At 39.8% G+C, this 16,062-nt stretch carries 13 protein-coding genes and 3 tRNA genes; 10 read left to right on the top strand and 6 right to left on the bottom strand.

The features are described from left to right. Positions 1 to 217: 217 nt before the first annotated feature. The 3 genes from PALI_RS04580 to uvrD form a co-directional block, all read right to left on the bottom strand. The gene (locus PALI_RS04580; protein ID WP_193155036.1) at positions 218 to 1,066 is read right to left on the bottom strand and encodes a chemotaxis protein; all 849 of its coding nucleotides are present in this window, start codon (positions 1,064 to 1,066) and stop codon (positions 218 to 220) included. A gap of 100 nt (positions 1,067 to 1,166) precedes the next feature. Further along, entirely contained in the window at positions 1,167 to 3,239 is a 2,073-nt protein-coding gene (locus PALI_RS04575; RefSeq protein ID WP_193155035.1) for a GNAT family N-acetyltransferase, read from the bottom strand. Continuing rightward, positions 3,217 to 5,382, bottom strand: a complete 2,166-nt coding sequence (gene uvrD / locus PALI_RS04570; protein ID WP_008166456.1) for a DNA helicase II — start codon at positions 5,380 to 5,382, stop codon at positions 3,217 to 3,219. Before uvrD ends, PALI_RS04575 begins: the two co-directional genes overlap by 23 nt. A 303-nt stretch (positions 5,383 to 5,685) precedes the next feature. Between uvrD and PALI_RS04565 the strand changes: the two genes are divergently transcribed. From PALI_RS04565 to PALI_RS04555, 3 genes are all read left to right on the top strand, one after another. Then, entirely contained in the window at positions 5,686 to 5,910 is a 225-nt protein-coding gene (locus PALI_RS04565; protein WP_077536662.1) for a hypothetical protein, read from the top strand. Between the two features lie 116 nt (positions 5,911 to 6,026). Continuing rightward, on the top strand, positions 6,027 to 6,395 hold the full coding sequence (locus PALI_RS04560) for a YacL family protein (protein WP_024592461.1): 369 nt from the start codon (positions 6,027 to 6,029) through the stop codon (positions 6,393 to 6,395). A gap of 102 nt (positions 6,396 to 6,497) precedes the next feature. Next, positions 6,498 to 7,121, top strand: coding sequence for a dUTP diphosphatase (locus PALI_RS04555; RefSeq protein ID WP_193155034.1), 624 nt, complete (start codon positions 6,498 to 6,500; stop codon positions 7,119 to 7,121). 15 nt (positions 7,122 to 7,136) lie between these two features. Here PALI_RS04555 and yrfG read toward each other — a convergent pair whose 3' ends face one another. Beyond that, complete coding sequence (gene yrfG, locus PALI_RS04550; RefSeq protein WP_193155033.1) at positions 7,137 to 7,784, bottom strand: GMP/IMP nucleotidase; 648 nt, start codon at positions 7,782 to 7,784, stop codon at positions 7,137 to 7,139. A gap of 61 nt (positions 7,785 to 7,845) precedes the next feature. Between yrfG and nudE the strand changes: the two genes are divergently transcribed. The 7 genes from nudE to PALI_RS04515 all read left to right on the top strand — a co-directional run bounded on the left by nudE (position 7,846) and on the right by PALI_RS04515 (position 12,339). Continuing rightward, on the top strand, positions 7,846 to 8,418 hold the full coding sequence (gene nudE / locus PALI_RS04545; protein ID WP_193155032.1) for an ADP compounds hydrolase NudE: 573 nt from the start codon (positions 7,846 to 7,848) through the stop codon (positions 8,416 to 8,418). Continuing rightward, complete coding sequence (gene cysQ / locus PALI_RS04540) at positions 8,411 to 9,214, top strand: 3'(2'),5'-bisphosphate nucleotidase CysQ (RefSeq protein WP_193155031.1); 804 nt, start codon at positions 8,411 to 8,413, stop codon at positions 9,212 to 9,214. The genes nudE and cysQ overlap by 8 nt, the downstream gene beginning before the upstream one ends. 136 nt (positions 9,215 to 9,350) lie before the next feature. After that, positions 9,351 to 9,427: transfer RNA gene (locus PALI_RS04535), tRNA-Met, on the top strand. Between the two features lie 77 nt (positions 9,428 to 9,504). Continuing rightward, a tRNA-Met gene (locus PALI_RS04530) sits at positions 9,505 to 9,581 on the top strand. A 140-nt stretch (positions 9,582 to 9,721) separates the two neighbouring features. After that, a tRNA-Met gene (locus PALI_RS04525) sits at positions 9,722 to 9,798 on the top strand. 380 nt (positions 9,799 to 10,178) lie between these two features. Then, entirely contained in the window at positions 10,179 to 10,793 is a 615-nt protein-coding gene (locus tag PALI_RS04520; RefSeq protein ID WP_193155030.1) for a trimeric intracellular cation channel family protein, read from the top strand. A gap of 34 nt (positions 10,794 to 10,827) precedes the next feature. Next, positions 10,828 to 12,339 carry a YifB family Mg chelatase-like AAA ATPase gene (locus tag PALI_RS04515; RefSeq protein WP_193155029.1) on the top strand — a complete coding sequence of 504 codons (1,512 nt, stop codon included), beginning with the start codon at positions 10,828 to 10,830 and terminating at the stop codon, positions 12,337 to 12,339. Here the strand turns inward: PALI_RS04515 and PALI_RS04510 are convergent. Further along, positions 12,336 to 13,040, bottom strand: coding sequence for a response regulator transcription factor (locus tag PALI_RS04510; RefSeq protein WP_077536669.1), 705 nt, complete (start codon positions 13,038 to 13,040; stop codon positions 12,336 to 12,338). The two genes, PALI_RS04515 and PALI_RS04510, sit on opposite strands and share 4 nt — an antisense overlap. 479 nt (positions 13,041 to 13,519) lie before the next feature. Beyond that, on the bottom strand, positions 13,520 to 16,015 hold the full coding sequence (locus PALI_RS04505; protein WP_193155028.1) for an alpha/beta hydrolase family protein: 2,496 nt from the start codon (positions 16,013 to 16,015) through the stop codon (positions 13,520 to 13,522). Between the last annotated feature and the right edge of the window lie 47 nt (positions 16,016 to 16,062).

The following is a 16,062-nucleotide window of genomic DNA, read 5'->3' as shown; positions in this document are numbered from 1 at the left end:
ACAGCGCCGATGATAGTGTAGCATTTGCTATGTGAAAGTAGGACATTACCAGGCTTCAAATTGTAGAGAGCCCGAATCTAACGATTCGGGCTTTTTTACGTCTGCAGAAAAGTGAATTTAGACTCAGGACGCTAACTCTGTTCAATTACAGTCTACCCAACACGGTCAATAAGTGCCCTACTTTAGCATTTAAATTATAGAACTAAGTTTAAAGGTTTTAAAATAGTCCGTAGGCTTCAGTTTTTTCGCTTGCGTGCTCTTCTAATTGAGCAGGTTTAAATATGACGCTTGGATCAATTAATACACTGTGTTTTTCGGCGAGTTTGATTAGCCCACGCATCATATTTTTAGTTTGTGGATCTATATCAAAACCAATTTCAGTAAGCTTATCTAGTGGTTTTATGTCCTCTTTTTTATAGTCGATATTATCTTCGACCTTATCTACTAACAATCCAACATGCGGATTTAAACCGTCCTTAGTGGTAAAAATAATTATAGGTTTATAGTCTAGGGTTATCTGTTCTTTGGCTGACTCAAACAAGCGCTCGAGCTGAATGAGACTATTACGTTTAATTTTTTCAAGCAGGGCCGCTACTTGTTGATGATTTTTTTTGCTATGGGCTGTTATGGCTTCTTTTACTATCTCCAACAGTGTTTGAAAGGGCTCATCAAATCGAGACATGGTTAATTTTAAGTCTTCATTGTCGGTGTTAAATTCTTTGTAAAATAGAACAAAATCTTGCAGTTCTGTATCATTTTTTGAAAATGAAATCGAGCTGTTTAATAGGTTACATTCAAGCGTGTTAAACCAGTTTATTTGTTTTTCTTGCCATGCTCTTAGCTGCTTTAGTATTTGTGCATTACTTTGTTCAGTTGAGATATCATTCAAAATAATACCTAGGTCAAACACAGGGGTGGGTATATCCATATAATCTTTAACACCAATAAAGCTTTTATTATTGTTTGGTAAAGTTGTTAGGTTATTGTCAAAGCGCTCTGTTAATAAAATATCGAGTATTTTAAGTGAAATTGTTTTACAGCCCACTTTAAAGTTTATTAATTCCATGCCTTTGTCTTAATTTACCTATTAATACTTTAAGGATAGAACAAATTGTATAAATAGCTTTAGGATGGATAAGATTTAATAGAGATAAGGTGACTAGGGGTTATTTTAAGGCACTAGTGAAGTTTTTTACGGCACGTCTAAATTGATTTTCAAGCTGCTTTTTTCCTAATAAACCTAACTGTTGAATCACTTTTTCATCGTTTTCGTTTTGAAGTACTAACTTTATTAAAAGTTGTTTATCAGGCCCTGTTAATTGAGATATACAAGAAGGAGACTGGCTTACTACCTGCCAAAGAGTCGCAGAGATACTAAATTGAGTATAATTACTTTTAATGAGTAATGCCAATCGTGCGCGAGTTTCGAGATTTATTAACTCATCGCTAAAACCTTCAATTAAAATACTCACAAGTTGCCAGCCTAGCGTTTTGAAGTGTGCTAAAAGTCCATAAAAAAAATCGTTTTTAAACTGCTTTTTTAACGGTTGGATAATTTCGATATTATTACTTAAGCATTTAACGACAAGTGCTGAATGTTCAGCGGTGCTTTTATCACGTTGGTAACCCAGCTTTACAGTATTAAAGCCTTGGTTTTGCCAAAAGTTAAGCAATTGTGCTGTTGTACCAAAGCTTGCACCAAACCAATGGCATTGGTCTTTTAGTTGTGACTCACAATAGCTAAGTAACTTTTTACCGAGTCCAATATTGTGTAAGCTTGGATCAATTGCTATTCGGACAACGCGAGCACTCAGCTGTGTTAAACAGTCACTATTAAAACTAAGTTGTGCGAGTGTTTGCGCCATCAAATGCCCTTGCGGACGGCGCTCTGCATTTATAACCTGTTGAGCAAGCTCTTCACTTAAACCACCTTCTATTGCAATTAAGCATACACCAACTAATTGACTATTAATTTGGCTAATAAATAGTCGTTGCGATGGCGCGTCTAGTAGTTGACGCAAATCGTTTACACTACTTTGATAATGGGCCAAGGCGAGTAGAGCAATAATGTTTTGTAGCAAAGGCTCATTATTTACAAGAGATTGTTGAGTAATTTCACGATGGACTAGCTGCCCTGATTGATCACCACCTAACTCTTCATATTGTGCATCGAGTGCAAATAAGGTGCGAGTATGTTGTTCAAGAGGATCGTATTTAGCAAAGCGTAATGGCTCATCAAGTATTATCACTTTAGAGGCTTTATAATGCGTTTTAACATAGTTACTAAAGCGAATAGTATAACCTCTGCCATTGCCTTCATATCCAACCAGAGTGCTAGCAAAGACTATACGAGGGTAATGAGCTAGCATTTTTAGCAATAACGGAACAGGGATTGCTGCAGCCTCATCAACGAGTAATAAATCACATTCAGGTAACATATTTAATAAGGCGTCAGGAGCAACATAGTGCAAATTGCCGAGTTGTTTATCTTCGATGTTGTATTGCAGGTCTAACTCTGCAGCTAAATGTTTAAAGCAGCTGTGCGTAGCTTTAAACTGAGTGCTACAAATAATTACCTTTTTATCAGTTAGTTTTGCCGTTGCTAAACCAAGTGCTGCCGACTTACCTCTGCCTCTATCAGCATTAATAAGTAAAGGTCTGTTGGCACGACCGTTAGCTACTTTTACTATTTGTTCAACGCAGTTTTGCTGTGGTTGATAATCAATTTTATTATGAGCTAAATAGCTGGCGTTATGATTAATACAGCCGCTTTTTTCACTAAAATGAAAAGCGGGTAGTTGTTTAATAATAGCCGCGAAACGTTGATTAAATAAACTACAGTCGATGGTGTGACCATGTGATTGCACTGTGCTTAGAGCTGGGTCTTGCCAAGTAGCTAAGTTATTTAATTCGGGCAGTAATAAATAGAGTATACCGCCTGCTTTAACGGCGCCGGCAAGTGCTGCAAGCTTATCTGGGTGCAAACCACTAAAACCATCGTAAACTGCATGAGCAAATTCTTGCCCTAAAATTTGATGAGTACGGGTAGGCCAATATGAATTTTTAAGCACGCATTGCTTTGATATAACAAGCGTATTGTTATCATCTATTAATGAGTCAAGTAATTCATAACACCAAGCTGAGCTGCCAGTAATTAACACTAGCTGACGATGATGTGCGTCAGCTAGTTGTTGTTCTAGCTCATTTAGATGTGTTTTATACTGCTTGTAAGCGTGCATAGGCCGTTACTAACCATTTACTGCCAAGGTCGTCAAAGTTAACTTGTACGCGAGATTGCGCGCCACTGCCTTCGTAATTAAGCACTGTACCTATGCCAAATTTAGCATGCAGTACGCGTTGCCCTAAGTTAAAGCCACTGTCTTCAAATGCGGCATGGCTAACTGATGCGCTAAAGCGCCCCGCAGCAGGCGGGCGAGAAACCTGTGTTTTAATACGGATTTCTTCAACGCAGTCTTCAGGTATTTCGCGTAAAAAGCGTGATGGGCTATGGTATTTTTCTTGTCCGTATAAACGGCGACTCTCAGCATGGCTAATATATAACTTATCCATTGCACGAGTCATACCTACATAACAAAGGCGGCGCTCTTCTTCTAAACGACCCGACTCTTCGTTGCTTTGCTGAGAAGGAAACATACCTTCTTCTACGCCCACCATAAACACGAGTGGGAATTCTAAACCTTTAGCTGAGTGAAGCGTCATCATTTGTACTGCGTCTTCGTGCTCTTCTGCTTGCCCTTCACCTGACTCAAGTGATGTATGGGCTAAAAAACCTTGTAAAGGTGAGCTATATTCTTCGTCTTCAGGAAGTTCATACTGATCACATGCACTAATTAGCTCTTCTAAGTTTTCTACGCGAGCACGGCCTTTTTCACCTTTTTCTGCTTGGTACATTGCCATCAAGCCTGAGGTTTGAATCGTGTACTTAGCTTGCTCATGTAAAGTTAGATCGCTAATTTTATCTTCTATTTGTTCAACGAGCTCTACAAACTTACTTACTGCACCAGAAGCACGGCCAGATAAATGCTGTTGTTCTACAATTGCTTTAGCGGCATACCAAAGCGGTAACGATTCTGCTCGTGCACAGTCGCGTATATGGCTCAATGTTTTGTCGCCAATACCGCGTGCTGGCGTATTAATTACGCGCTCAAATGCGGCATCGTCTTGACGATTACCTACTAGGCGTAAGTACGACAGCGCATCTTTAATTTCTTGGCGCTCAAAGAATCGCATGCCCCCATAAATACGGTATTTTAAGCCTTCCTGAAGCATAGCTTCTTCGAGTACGCGTGATTGCGCGTTACTTCTGTATAAAATTGCCGCATCTTGAAGGGCATTACCCGCATTTAGCCAACTTCGTAATTTACTGCTTACAAAGCGTGCTTCGTCTAACTCATTAAATGCTGCATAAATAGAGATTGGCTCGCCATCGTTACCGTCGGTCCATAAGCTTTTACCCATACGCTCTGAGTTATTTTGAATTAATGCGTTAGACGCTTTCAAAATAGTCGCGGTTGAACGGTAGTTTTGTTCAAGACGAATGGTTTCTGCGCTAAAGTCAGTTAAAAAACGCTTAATATTTTCGATTTTAGCACCGCGCCAACCGTAAATACTTTGGTCATCGTCGCCTACAATCATGATGCTATTTGTATCGCCAGCAAGTAACTTTAACCATGCATATTGAATGGTATTTGTATCTTGGAATTCGTCTACGAGCATATGTGCAAAGCGCTGCTGGTAATGACGCAGTAACGTTGGGTTATTTTTTAACACTTCGTAGCTACGTAGTAATATTTCAGCAAAATCAACTAAGCCAGCTCTATCACAGGCTTCTTGGTAGGCGGCATAAACACGCAGCATCATTTGCTCGTTAATATCGTATGCTTGAATATCTTTAGGGCGAAGTGCTTCATCTTTTTTGGCGCTTATGTACCAGCCAAATTGTTTAGCAGGCCACTTTTTATCATCAATATTCATCGATTTTAATAAGCGCTTGATCATCCGAAGTTGATCGTCAGAGTCTAAAATTTGAAAGGCTTCAGGTAAATTAGCTTCACGGTGATGAGCACGTAAAATACGATGAGACAAACCATGGAACGTACCAATCCACATACCACCTACAGGGGCTTTTAGTGTTTCTTCAACGCGGCTGCGCATTTCTTTAGCTGCTTTATTAGTAAAGGTAACTGCAAAAATACTGTAAGCAGAGGCTTGCTCAACTTGCATAAGCCACGCAATACGATGAACTAATACTCGTGTTTTACCAGACCCAGCACCTGCTAATACCAGCATGTTTTGTAGTGGGGCTGCAACGGCATCGCGTTGTTTGTCATTTAAGCCATCGAGTAATTGTGAAACGTCCATCGTTACGCCTTTTTAATCAATATTGTGGGCAGTATAGCAGGTGTTTTTGTTAGGCTAAATAAAATACTGTTTTTATAAACAGCTATTTATAAAATAGCCTTAAAAACGAGTAACTTGCTAATTTTTTGAACAAACAAAAAAGCGTAAATGCACAATAAAAACTGCTAATTTGACCTAAAGTTAGCAAAATTTACTAACTCTCTAAATCTAGGGTGATTTAACTATTTGATTTGTAAGCTTTAATAAATTGGCATAGAGTGTGTAAGTAAATAATTATAAAATCAAATAAATACAGAGGTTAGTATGGCAGATCAAGGTTCTGGCGGTAACGTAATCGCAGCATTATGTAATATATTTTTTCCTGGTTTAGGGCAGTTAGTGCAAGGGCGTATTTTAGCTGCTATATTTTTTGCACTTGCTATTGTAATAAGTTACGCACTAATTTATGTACTTATAGGTTTTGTACTTGTTCCTATTATTTACTTATGGTCGATTATTGACGCCGCGCGTTATAGATCGCGAAGTTAACGGTTTTAAAGTTGAGTAAAATAGCGCCCATGTGGCGCTATTTTACTTTATATGTCCTGTGGTTTGCGGGCGTTTACGTATATAATTACGCAATTAAAGATTTACAGGCAAACCCTATGGAATATCAATTTATTCGCGACCCTATTAGTGGGCTACGTATTAAAATAAGCAGTGAACACGCTATTATTGGTCGCTGGCTAAACGAAGAAATAGGCAAAGACAAAGTAGCTATGGTGCAAGCACTCATTGCATCGGTGAGTTCAAGCTATGAGCCGCTAACGCTAAAAGGCCAAGAAATCGATTTAATCTTAACGAAAGACGAAGCATTATTTGAAGCCCATGCGCTTCATCAAGACAGCGAAGACCTAATAGCGTATCAAGATGACGATTTAGCGCTTGAAGAAAATGGTTTAAGTAGTGGTTGTGGCTTTGAAGATTTTATTGATTTAATTGACTCATGGCATGAGTTTACTACCTCAAGATAAAAACCCGCACACTAATGAAAATATACACCAATGCACAATCCGCATTTTATCTGTATTATTACACCAACGAAAATTACGCCAACCAAAACGACAGGAATTGATATGTCTGCCAATTTAAACAAGCTAGTAGTGATGCTAGAAATGCAAAACGCCATGAACACTAAAGTACATGAGCAATGGTTTACTCAAGGATTTGAATGGTACCGCGCTATTTGGGTTGAGTGTGCTGAAATGCTAGATCATCATGGTTGGAAATGGTGGAAAAAACAAACACCAGATACTGAGCAAGTTATTTTAGAGTTGGTTGATATTTTTCATTTTGGTTTGTCGCTTAGAATTGACGGCAAAACTAGCTACGAAGACTTAGCAAAGCAACTTGAAGCTGAGCTTAGTAATGCCCAACAAGCTGATGATTTTAAACAAACGCTAGAAATATTAGCGGCGTCTGCTGTTGCAGATAAAACGTTTAATGCCGCTGCATTTGCCGGTTGTATGGCGCAGATGGATATGGATGTTGATGATTTATATCGAGGCTACGTAGGTAAAAATACGTTAAACTTCTTCCGCCAAGATCACGGTTACAAAGACGGTAGCTATATTAAAGAATGGAATGGCCAAGAAGATAACGAACATTTAGTCGAAGTAGTTAAAAGCCTTGATACAGAATATGCTGATTTTGCAAAGTTAGTATATCAAGGACTAGAAGCGCGTTACCCAAAAATCTAACCCACGTAAACTGCGTTAAATAATCTTACGATAGTCGGTAACACTTAAGTAATCGGCTATTTCGTTATGTGGTTGTTGGCTATCAGGGTTAGCAACTGCAAGTAAGTGCTCAATGCCGTATTCTCGTGCGGCATTTAAAACCGGCACACTGTCATCTACAAACAAAGTGCGCTGCTTATTAAACCCTAAGTCTTTTTGTACTTGGTGCCACAAACTTTGTTGCTCTTTACTTACTCCATATTCATGAGTAGAGACTACGCCATCTAGATAGTTATCAATTGCGGTATGCTCAAATTTAAGCATGACACTCTCAGGGTGGGCGTTGGTAAGTAAAATTAACTCTTTGCCTGCTTTTTTAAGCTCAGTTAAAAAATGAGGTACGTCTTCGCGCATTTTAATTAAATGCTGAGACTCTCGTTTAAGCTCCATTATAGGTAAGTTTAATTGCTCTTCCCAGTAATCTAAACAATACCACTGTATTTGACCACTCACAGCTTGATAGCGTTTTAAAATATCAGCTTTAGCTGCATCTAGGCTAATGCCTCTCGCTAATGCGTGCTGCGCAGGGATAACGTTAAGCCAAAAATGACTGTCGTAATGTAAATCGAGTAATGTTCCATCCATATCGAGTAAAACGGTATCGATTTTTGACCAATTTAACATAGGAATTTCAACTTATAAGGTTTATTATTGAACTAACTGCCATGATAGCAAATTAACGCCAATGACACATAAAAAGCACCCAATACCACCACAAATCCTTAGTAATAATGTGGTCGCTAAAAGTCGACTATTTACTGTGGAATCTTTAGAACTCAAATTTTCTAATAACGAAGAGCGCCAGTATGAGCGAATTCGCGGCGGTGGCCGGGGAGCAGTAATGATTGTTCCGTTAAGTGCAGACAACGAATTACTACTTGTACGTGAATACTGTGCGGGCACAAACGATTACCAGTTAGGTTTTCCTAAAGGCTTAATCGATCCGGGCGAAACCCCAGAGCAAGCTGCTAACAGAGAGCTTAAAGAAGAAATTGGCTTTGGTGCTGAGTATTTTAAATCATTAAGAACAGTAACAATGGCGCCGAGTTACTTTAATGCCACTATGCATATTTTATTTGCTAAGCAATTATACCCACAAACCCTTATTGGCGACGAACCAGAGCCGCTTGTTGTTGTTAAGTGGCCATTAACTCAGTGGCAGTCATTATTAGACCAAGAAGATTTTACCGAAGCACGCAGTGTTGCAGCTTTGCTATTATTAGATAAATATTTAGCGTCTGGAGCTGCCGATGAATAAATTAATCGAACCGTGTATTGAATTAGCTGAGCGTGCTGGTGATGCAATTATGGCCATTTATAAAAAAGGCGATATTGGGCAACAAGAAAAGTCAGATAACACGCCAGTTACTAAAGCTGATTTAGCAGCAAACGATGTTCTAGTTACTGGATTAAAAGCACTTGCGCCAGATATTCCCATTATGTCGGAAGAAACACCTATACCAGCACTCGCTGACAGACAAGACTGGCAGCGTTATTGGTTGCTCGATCCGATGGATGGAACAGGTGAGTTTATTTTAGAAAGTGGTGATTTTGCGGTAAATATTGCACTGATTGAGAATAATCACCCAGTGTTGGGTGTTATTCATTGGCCTGCCAAAGGGATTACTTATTTTGCGACTGCTAAAAATGGTGCCTTTAAACGTGAAAACTCAGTTGATAAGCAAATATCTGTAGCACCACCAGAGAGTTTAACGCTTGCAGTGAGTCGCCGCCAAAAGATAGAAGCAGTGAGTCAGTATTTAAATAGCCAATTTACAACGATTGCTGTTGGTTCTTGTTCTTTAAAAGCTTGTATCGTTGCAGAAGGTAAGGCTGACTGTTTTTTAAGAATTGGGCCAACGGGTGAGTGGGATACAGGTGCTTCGCAAGTTATTGTTGAAGAGGCGGGTGGTTGTATTACCGATGCAGAATTTAACCCTTTAACATACAACCAACGCGAGAGTACTGAAAACCCTGATTTTATAGTAATGGGTCATCCTGATTGGGAATGGCAAAAAATGATAAATCCACACCAAAGATTGAGCGCAGAATAGCACTTTGATTGCTTTTTGTTCACTTGAACAACATTAAGTAGTTTAGGTCTTGCATTATATGTTTATTCCTATATAGTAGCGCTCTCTTCAAGGCAGGCTCGTAAATATCACGAAAATGTTTTAAAGAAATTACAGGCGCGGGATGGAGCAGTCTGGTAGCTCGTCGGGCTCATAACCCGAAGGTCGTCGGTTCAAATCCGGCTCCCGCAACCAATTTTTAACGTTGGTTACTGTAATAACTCTAACTTAAGAGGTTAAATAAAGTAGTCGATAGACTTAAAATATACAGGCGCGGGATGGAGCAGTCTGGTAGCTCGTCGGGCTCATAACCCGAAGGTCGTCGGTTCAAATCCGGCTCCCGCAACCAATTTTTTATAAAGATTTAGTGCAGTAGGTAGCTTAAAAGGTCGTCAGTTCACTTTCCACCTTCACAGCTCTCGCAATAAATTTTTAATTGGAAGCCAAGTTGTAATGTAGGCAACTTTAAACAAGCATACAAATTTCAGGCGCGGGATGGAGCAGTCTGGTAGCTCGTCGGGCTCATAACCCGAAGGTCGTCGGTTCAAATCCGGCTCCCGCAACCACTGAAATTAAATATCTAAAAAATTAAAACAAAATCGCACTCTATATTGAGTGATTTTTTGCGTCTGGAGTTTAATAAATTCTTATAATGATTAAACTCACCGTTACTGCGTAAAATACTCTGCATAAGCAATCGAAGGTCGTCGGTTCGCTTTTTACAAACTCAGGCTCCCGCAACCACTGAAATTAAATATCTAAAAAGTTAAAACAAAGCCGCACTCTTTATTGAGTGATTTTTTGCGTCTGGAGTTTGGCTAAATAGGTTATACTCTCCTTTCTTTAATGACTTCCTTCTCATGCCTGTAACATTTAACAAATAACTTATTTTTGAAAAAGAGTGTTTTATGTTAAAACGGTTAAAAGATTTTAAGTAATAATACACATGACAGAACTTTATCACTGGTTTGACTTAATAGGCGTAGCAGTGTTTGCTGTGTCGGGCACTTTATTAGCGTACGAGAAAAAAATGGATGGCTTTGGTGTCGTCGTTTTAGCGACTGTTACCGCAATTGGCGGTGGTACAGTGCGTGATCTGATTTTAGATGTTCCTGTCTTTTGGTTACACGATCAAAGCTATTTTTTTGCCATACTGGCTTCAGTATTTGTCACTACACGTCTTCTAAATAAGCAAAAGCCAATACCTCATTATATTTTGCAAACAGCAGATGCTTTTGGTTTAGCTTTTTTTGCGGTAATGGGGGCTCAAAAAGCGCAACTTGCTGGTATGCCAGATATGACAGCGGTGATTATGGGTGTAATTACAGGCTGCTTTGGTGGTTTAATTCGAGATGTACTCGCGCGCGAAATTCCTATGCTATTAAAAGGCGAGCTTTATGCCATTACCTGTATCGCGGGTGGTAGTGTTTATACGCTTTGTATTAGTTTTTCGTTAGTGACTGAGGTAGCGATGATATTAGGCATGTTAATGACCTTATTGCTTCGTTTTGCTGCTATAAAATGGAAAATCACATTACACGTTTTTAAATATCCTGACTAAACTGGTGTAATCACACCATTTACTAGGATAAGGAATGTCGCTAGCTCGTATATTTTCTCGTGCTCAGGTGGGGATCAGTGCTCCAGAAGTTATTGTAGAAGTCCACCTAGGAAATGGTTTACCCGCTTTTCACATCGTAGGCCTGCCCGAAGCCTCTGTTAAAGAGTCAAAAGACAGAGTGCGTAGTGCACTCGAAAATTCGCAATTTGGGTTTCCCGATCAACGCATAACTGTAAATTTAGCGCCCGCCGACTTACCTAAAGATGGCGGGCGGTTTGATCTGGCTATCGCGGTGGGAATTTTAGTCGCTTCAGGGCAAATAGTGTGTCCTGACATTCATAAGTATGAGTTTTACGGGGAGCTTGCTCTTAATGGCGAGATACGTGGTGTAAATGCTATTTTGCCTTCGGTACTTGCCGCTAAAGAGCAAGGCCGTTGCTGCTTTTTACCTTTTGCAAATGATAGCTTAGCAAGTTTAGTTAACGGCGTTAAACGCAAAGCCGTTAGCTCGATTCAAGAAGTATGGGGAGACTTACTGAATCAACAGCCATTACCACTAAATATAGAGTACCCAGATTGTACGCAAGCGCCAGACTTTTTACTTGATTTAAGCGATGTTAAAGGCCAACCTGGTGCAAAGCGAGTGCTCGAAATAGCCGCAGCTGGTGGGCATAATTTATTGTTTTTAGGTCCGCCAGGAACAGGAAAATCAATGCTCGCTCAACGAATGGCAACCATAATGCCGACAATGTCGGATGATGAAGCTATTTCAACGGCTGCGCTTTACTCTATTATTGGTCAATCAATTGATTTAACTAATTGGCGACAAAGGCCGTTTCGTAACCCACATCATACGTGCTCAGCGGTTGCTTTGGTTGGTGGATCTTCAAACCCCAAGCCTGGTGAGATTTCATTGGCACATAATGGGGTGCTCTTTTTAGACGAATTACCAGAGTTTGAACGTAAGGTGCTTGATTCACTGCGTGAGCCAATGGAAACCGGTACGGTTACTATTTCGCGTGCTGCAAGGCAAATGGAGTTTCCTGCGCAATTTCAGCTCATTACAGCGTTAAACCCAAGCCCAACAGGAAGCCATACTGATAAACGTGCTACGCCCGATCAAGTTATGCGTTATTTATCAAGAGTATCAGGGCCTTTTATTGATCGAATTGATTTACAAATTGAATTGCCTCGATTAACGAGTGTTGAACTACAAAGTACTCAACCGGAGGAAAGTAGTGCACAAGTTAGAGCAAGGGTTGAGGCTGCCTATTATGTGCAGTTGAAACGCCAAGGCAAGGTGAACGCGAGGCTTAACAATAAAGAAATGAGTGTGCATTGTGATCTGGCGTCTGCAGAATTACAGTTTTTAGCCAGAGCGAGTGAAAAGTTGTCGTTATCACCACGCTCTTACCACCGAGTAATTAAAGTGGCGCGTACTATTAGTGATTTAAAAGGCGCTGAGAATATTAGTTTAAATGAACTTAAAGAGGCACTTAACTATCGTGCATTTGAGCGTCTCATTGCACAATTAACCAAGTATTAAATAGAGAGCATGTAACCTTTCCCGCGTACGGTAACAATCCGTTTTTGATCTTTTTCGTCGTTTAACTTTTTACGCAAACGGCCAATAAGTACATCAACAGTACGATCGTTAGGGCTCCAATCGGGTTGACCTATTTCTTCTGATATTTTTTCACGAGACGTCGCTTTACCCGCATTACTAATTAGGCAAATAAGTACTTTATGCTCTGCTTCGGTTAAACGCGACTCAACGCCAGTTACAGTAATTAATGTACGATTATCGGGATGAAGTTTAAAGTCGGCATATTCTATAAACTCTTCGCTCTCGTCATGTTGTTGGTTAACTGCAATGCGCTTATGCAGTGCACGTACACGTAGTTCTAACTCAAGTAAATCGACCGGCTTGCAAATATAGTCATCAGCACCTTGGGCAAGACCTGCAATACGATCAGCTTGAGAATCTCTGCTCGATAATACAATAACGCCAATATCAGTAAGGGTGTTTAATTCTTTTGCGAGCTGTAGTCCGTCGCGCTTAGGTAAGACAATATCAATTATAGCTAATGAGATAGCACTGCGCAGGTTGACTCGCTGCTTTACAACGCGAAGAGCATCAGCACCAGTTGAGTCTACTTCTATTGTAAACTCGGTATCTGCAAAGTGATTTTGGATGCGTTTAACGAGCAGTTCATCATCTTCAACCAATAAAACATTAATAGCCATAGTACTTTATTTTGAATGCTTATAGTTCTGTATGGTAGCACCATTAGGTAAATGCTGAGAAGGGGTGGTTGTTAGTTTTAGGTAACTTAATATTTCAAAAAAATATAAGGTGTCATGAATAGGTGGTATTAGGGCGTGTTGACCTTTGTGGATTGAAATTTGTTCAATCTAGGGGCGATTTAATCGCGGCGCGAGGTTTGTAACCTAGTGGGCTAAGTAAAAACCGAGCAACAAAGAGTTAATCGCCCCTAGAAAGAACCCAAAGGGCAGCGCATGTTTGGCATTTATGCTGCGTTATCGCCTATTTATGGGGAATAACCACACTGCATAGGCTCTGCCTTGCCTAAATACCAAACAGTCTGCTGCAAAATCAATCACGAAAGGTCAACACGCCCTAGCACCTTTAGAGTAATTAAAAGGTGCTAAGTAGTTAATGATTGGGTAGTAAACCTATATTAAACGACTATTTCAAAATGCTTTTAGTCATTTGAGTACATTGAATCCCACCATTGTGGTTCGTCTTTTAGCTTTTTATCAAAGTACGCGAGCATGGTATCCCACCAGTTAAATCGTTTATCGCGCGCAAAAATTTGGTGGTCAGCGCCTTTGTATTCTATTAACTCTACGTCTTTATTAAGTAATTTAAGCGCAGTATACATGGTTAAGCTTTCGCCAACGGGCACATTGGTATCGCTATCGCCATGAAGAAGTAACAGAGGGGTAGTTACTTTATCAGCATGAAATACAGGGCTATGTTGGCTATAAAGTTCAGAGTTATTCCACGGAAAGCTATTTTTAGATGCTTCACCTGAATATAAATAGCCCCACCAACCTTCGCCCCAATATGAAGTGAGGTTAGAAATACCTGCATGGGCAATTGAGGCACTAAATATATCGGTTTTAGTGGCTAGTAGCATAGTCATAAAGCCGCCGTATGAAGCCCCTAAGTTACCTACTTTTTTATTATCAACGAAGTCGTACTTTTTCAAAAAGGCCCGAGTGCCTGTTATTATATCGTCAGCAGTGTAGTCGCCCCATGCGTTAACATGTTGCGCCGAAAATTTCTGTCCAAACCCTGTGGCTCCAGTTGGTTGCACTACATAAACAACGTAGCCGTTTTCTGCCCATAAGTTAAACGGGTAACGACCGGTAAAGCCACGAGTTACAGGCGAAGTACCACCATAGTAATAAACTAAAGCTGGATACTTTTTAGTTTTATCTAAGTTGCTAGGAATATAAACACGGCCAGTTATTTCAACGCCGTTTTTATTTTTAAAATTAAACTCTTCTAATGTAGGAATGCGCGTATTTGCATAAGCACTCGGCTGTGAATCCCACACTAATTGTGTTTTATTTTTACTTATATTGAGGCGTTTTAATTGCTGTGGCGCTGAGGCATTAGTGCCGCTTAATAGAACTTCGGTATTACGGTCGTGTGAATAACTAAATTTCTCAACAATATCTAATCCAGTACTTAGCTTTTTAAAGCGCTGTTTACTTAAATCGAATAGGTAAAGTGGTTGTGTGTCTCGCTCAGTCACTTTAACAAGTGCGTCGCCATTTTCTAAAACTTCAAGTTGACCAATAGCGGGGTCAAATTGTTTACTGAGGGCTTTTACGTTTTCACCATTATTGGTTAGTAGATAAAGTTGACCGTCATAGTTATTAGCAAGCATTGTTTTTGGCAATGCTCTGCCTGTACCATTTTTGAAATCGGGGCCTGCCACTACATAAATGTCTTTATTGGCGTACTTAGCTAAGTCAAAAGTTTTAAACTTACCTAGCGATAAAAGCTTACTTGATTTTAAATCCAGCTCGACCAGCTCAGTTTCTGGATGAGTTGATGCCTGCATTGCCACCACAGAGCGGCTCATTAGTATTTTACCGCGACTGCTGTTTAAATCTTCAAGGTTATGGGTAAGAGGGCCTTGGCTAAGCGCTTTTGTTAAGCCACTTTTGGTATCAAATATGTAAATTTGGCTAGTGGTGCGGGCATATGACCAACGGTCTTGCAGACCTTTATAATGCTTAGTTAAGCTATCAGTACTTTCGGGGGATTTAGACCAACTAAAAAGAAGGCTACTGTCGTTATAAAAGGTAAAACCACTGGCACCTTCTAAATCGGCAGCTAATGTTTTTATTGATAAATTTTTACGATTAAGTTGTTTTAATTCACCGTTGAGCAAATACACCAAAAACTGATTATCAGGGCTCCAGATTATATTACTTGGTTGACCTGCTTCAAATCGATATAGCGTGTGGTCGTCTGCATCTTTAAGTACAGTAACGGTATTCGCTTGGTTTTGTGTAACATCGTTATATGTTCTTGTTGTGGTGACGTATTGCTTAGCATTAGGTGCTAATGATAATTGGTTGATGATAGGGGCATCAAATAGTTGTTTTGCAGATAAACGTTTTGATTGTGAAGTGCTAAGCGTGATTTTATCGATGTCGGCTTTAGGTGCAAAATCGAGTGCCACGTCATACCAATTAGCAACTTGTTGCGCGACTATAATTACTGTGTGAGTTGTGTTGCTTAAAGCTAGTTTATAGCTGTTCTTATCGCCTTTTTGCAGCTTACCATTGATAAATAGTTGGCCTTGCTGAATCCCTTTTAAGGTGAGCGTGCCTTGTGTGAAACGTGTTGTTTCAATATTGAACTTTAGCGCTTGCAACCCACCAAGTGTAAGCGCATTTATCTTATCAAATGGCTGCCAGCTCTGCTTTTTTCCGAAAATAGATAAACTCTCTGAACTTGCTTGTAATCGTGGTAATAGGTTGTTGATAATGGCGGTGCCATGAGGTGTTTGAAAAGGCTTTAATTGCATGTCTTCGGCCAATGGACCGATAAACTGAATTTTTGACATGTCTAATGGTGCAGCTATTGCTGCAAAGCTTAAGCTGGCGAATGTTAAAAAGGTGGCAGCGTGTTTAAATAGCTTATTTTGAGTGTACCAAGATGCGCTAAACTTCATTATTGAGCCTATTATTAGTAATTTGGCTAAATATAACATGTATTGTT

Source organism: Pseudoalteromonas aliena SW19, assembly GCF_014905615.1.
GTDB classification, from domain to species: Bacteria; Pseudomonadota; Gammaproteobacteria; order Enterobacterales; family Alteromonadaceae; genus Pseudoalteromonas; species Pseudoalteromonas aliena.
The sequence above is the reverse complement of the archived record's forward strand: the minus strand, read 5'-3'. Positions and strand labels throughout refer to the sequence as shown.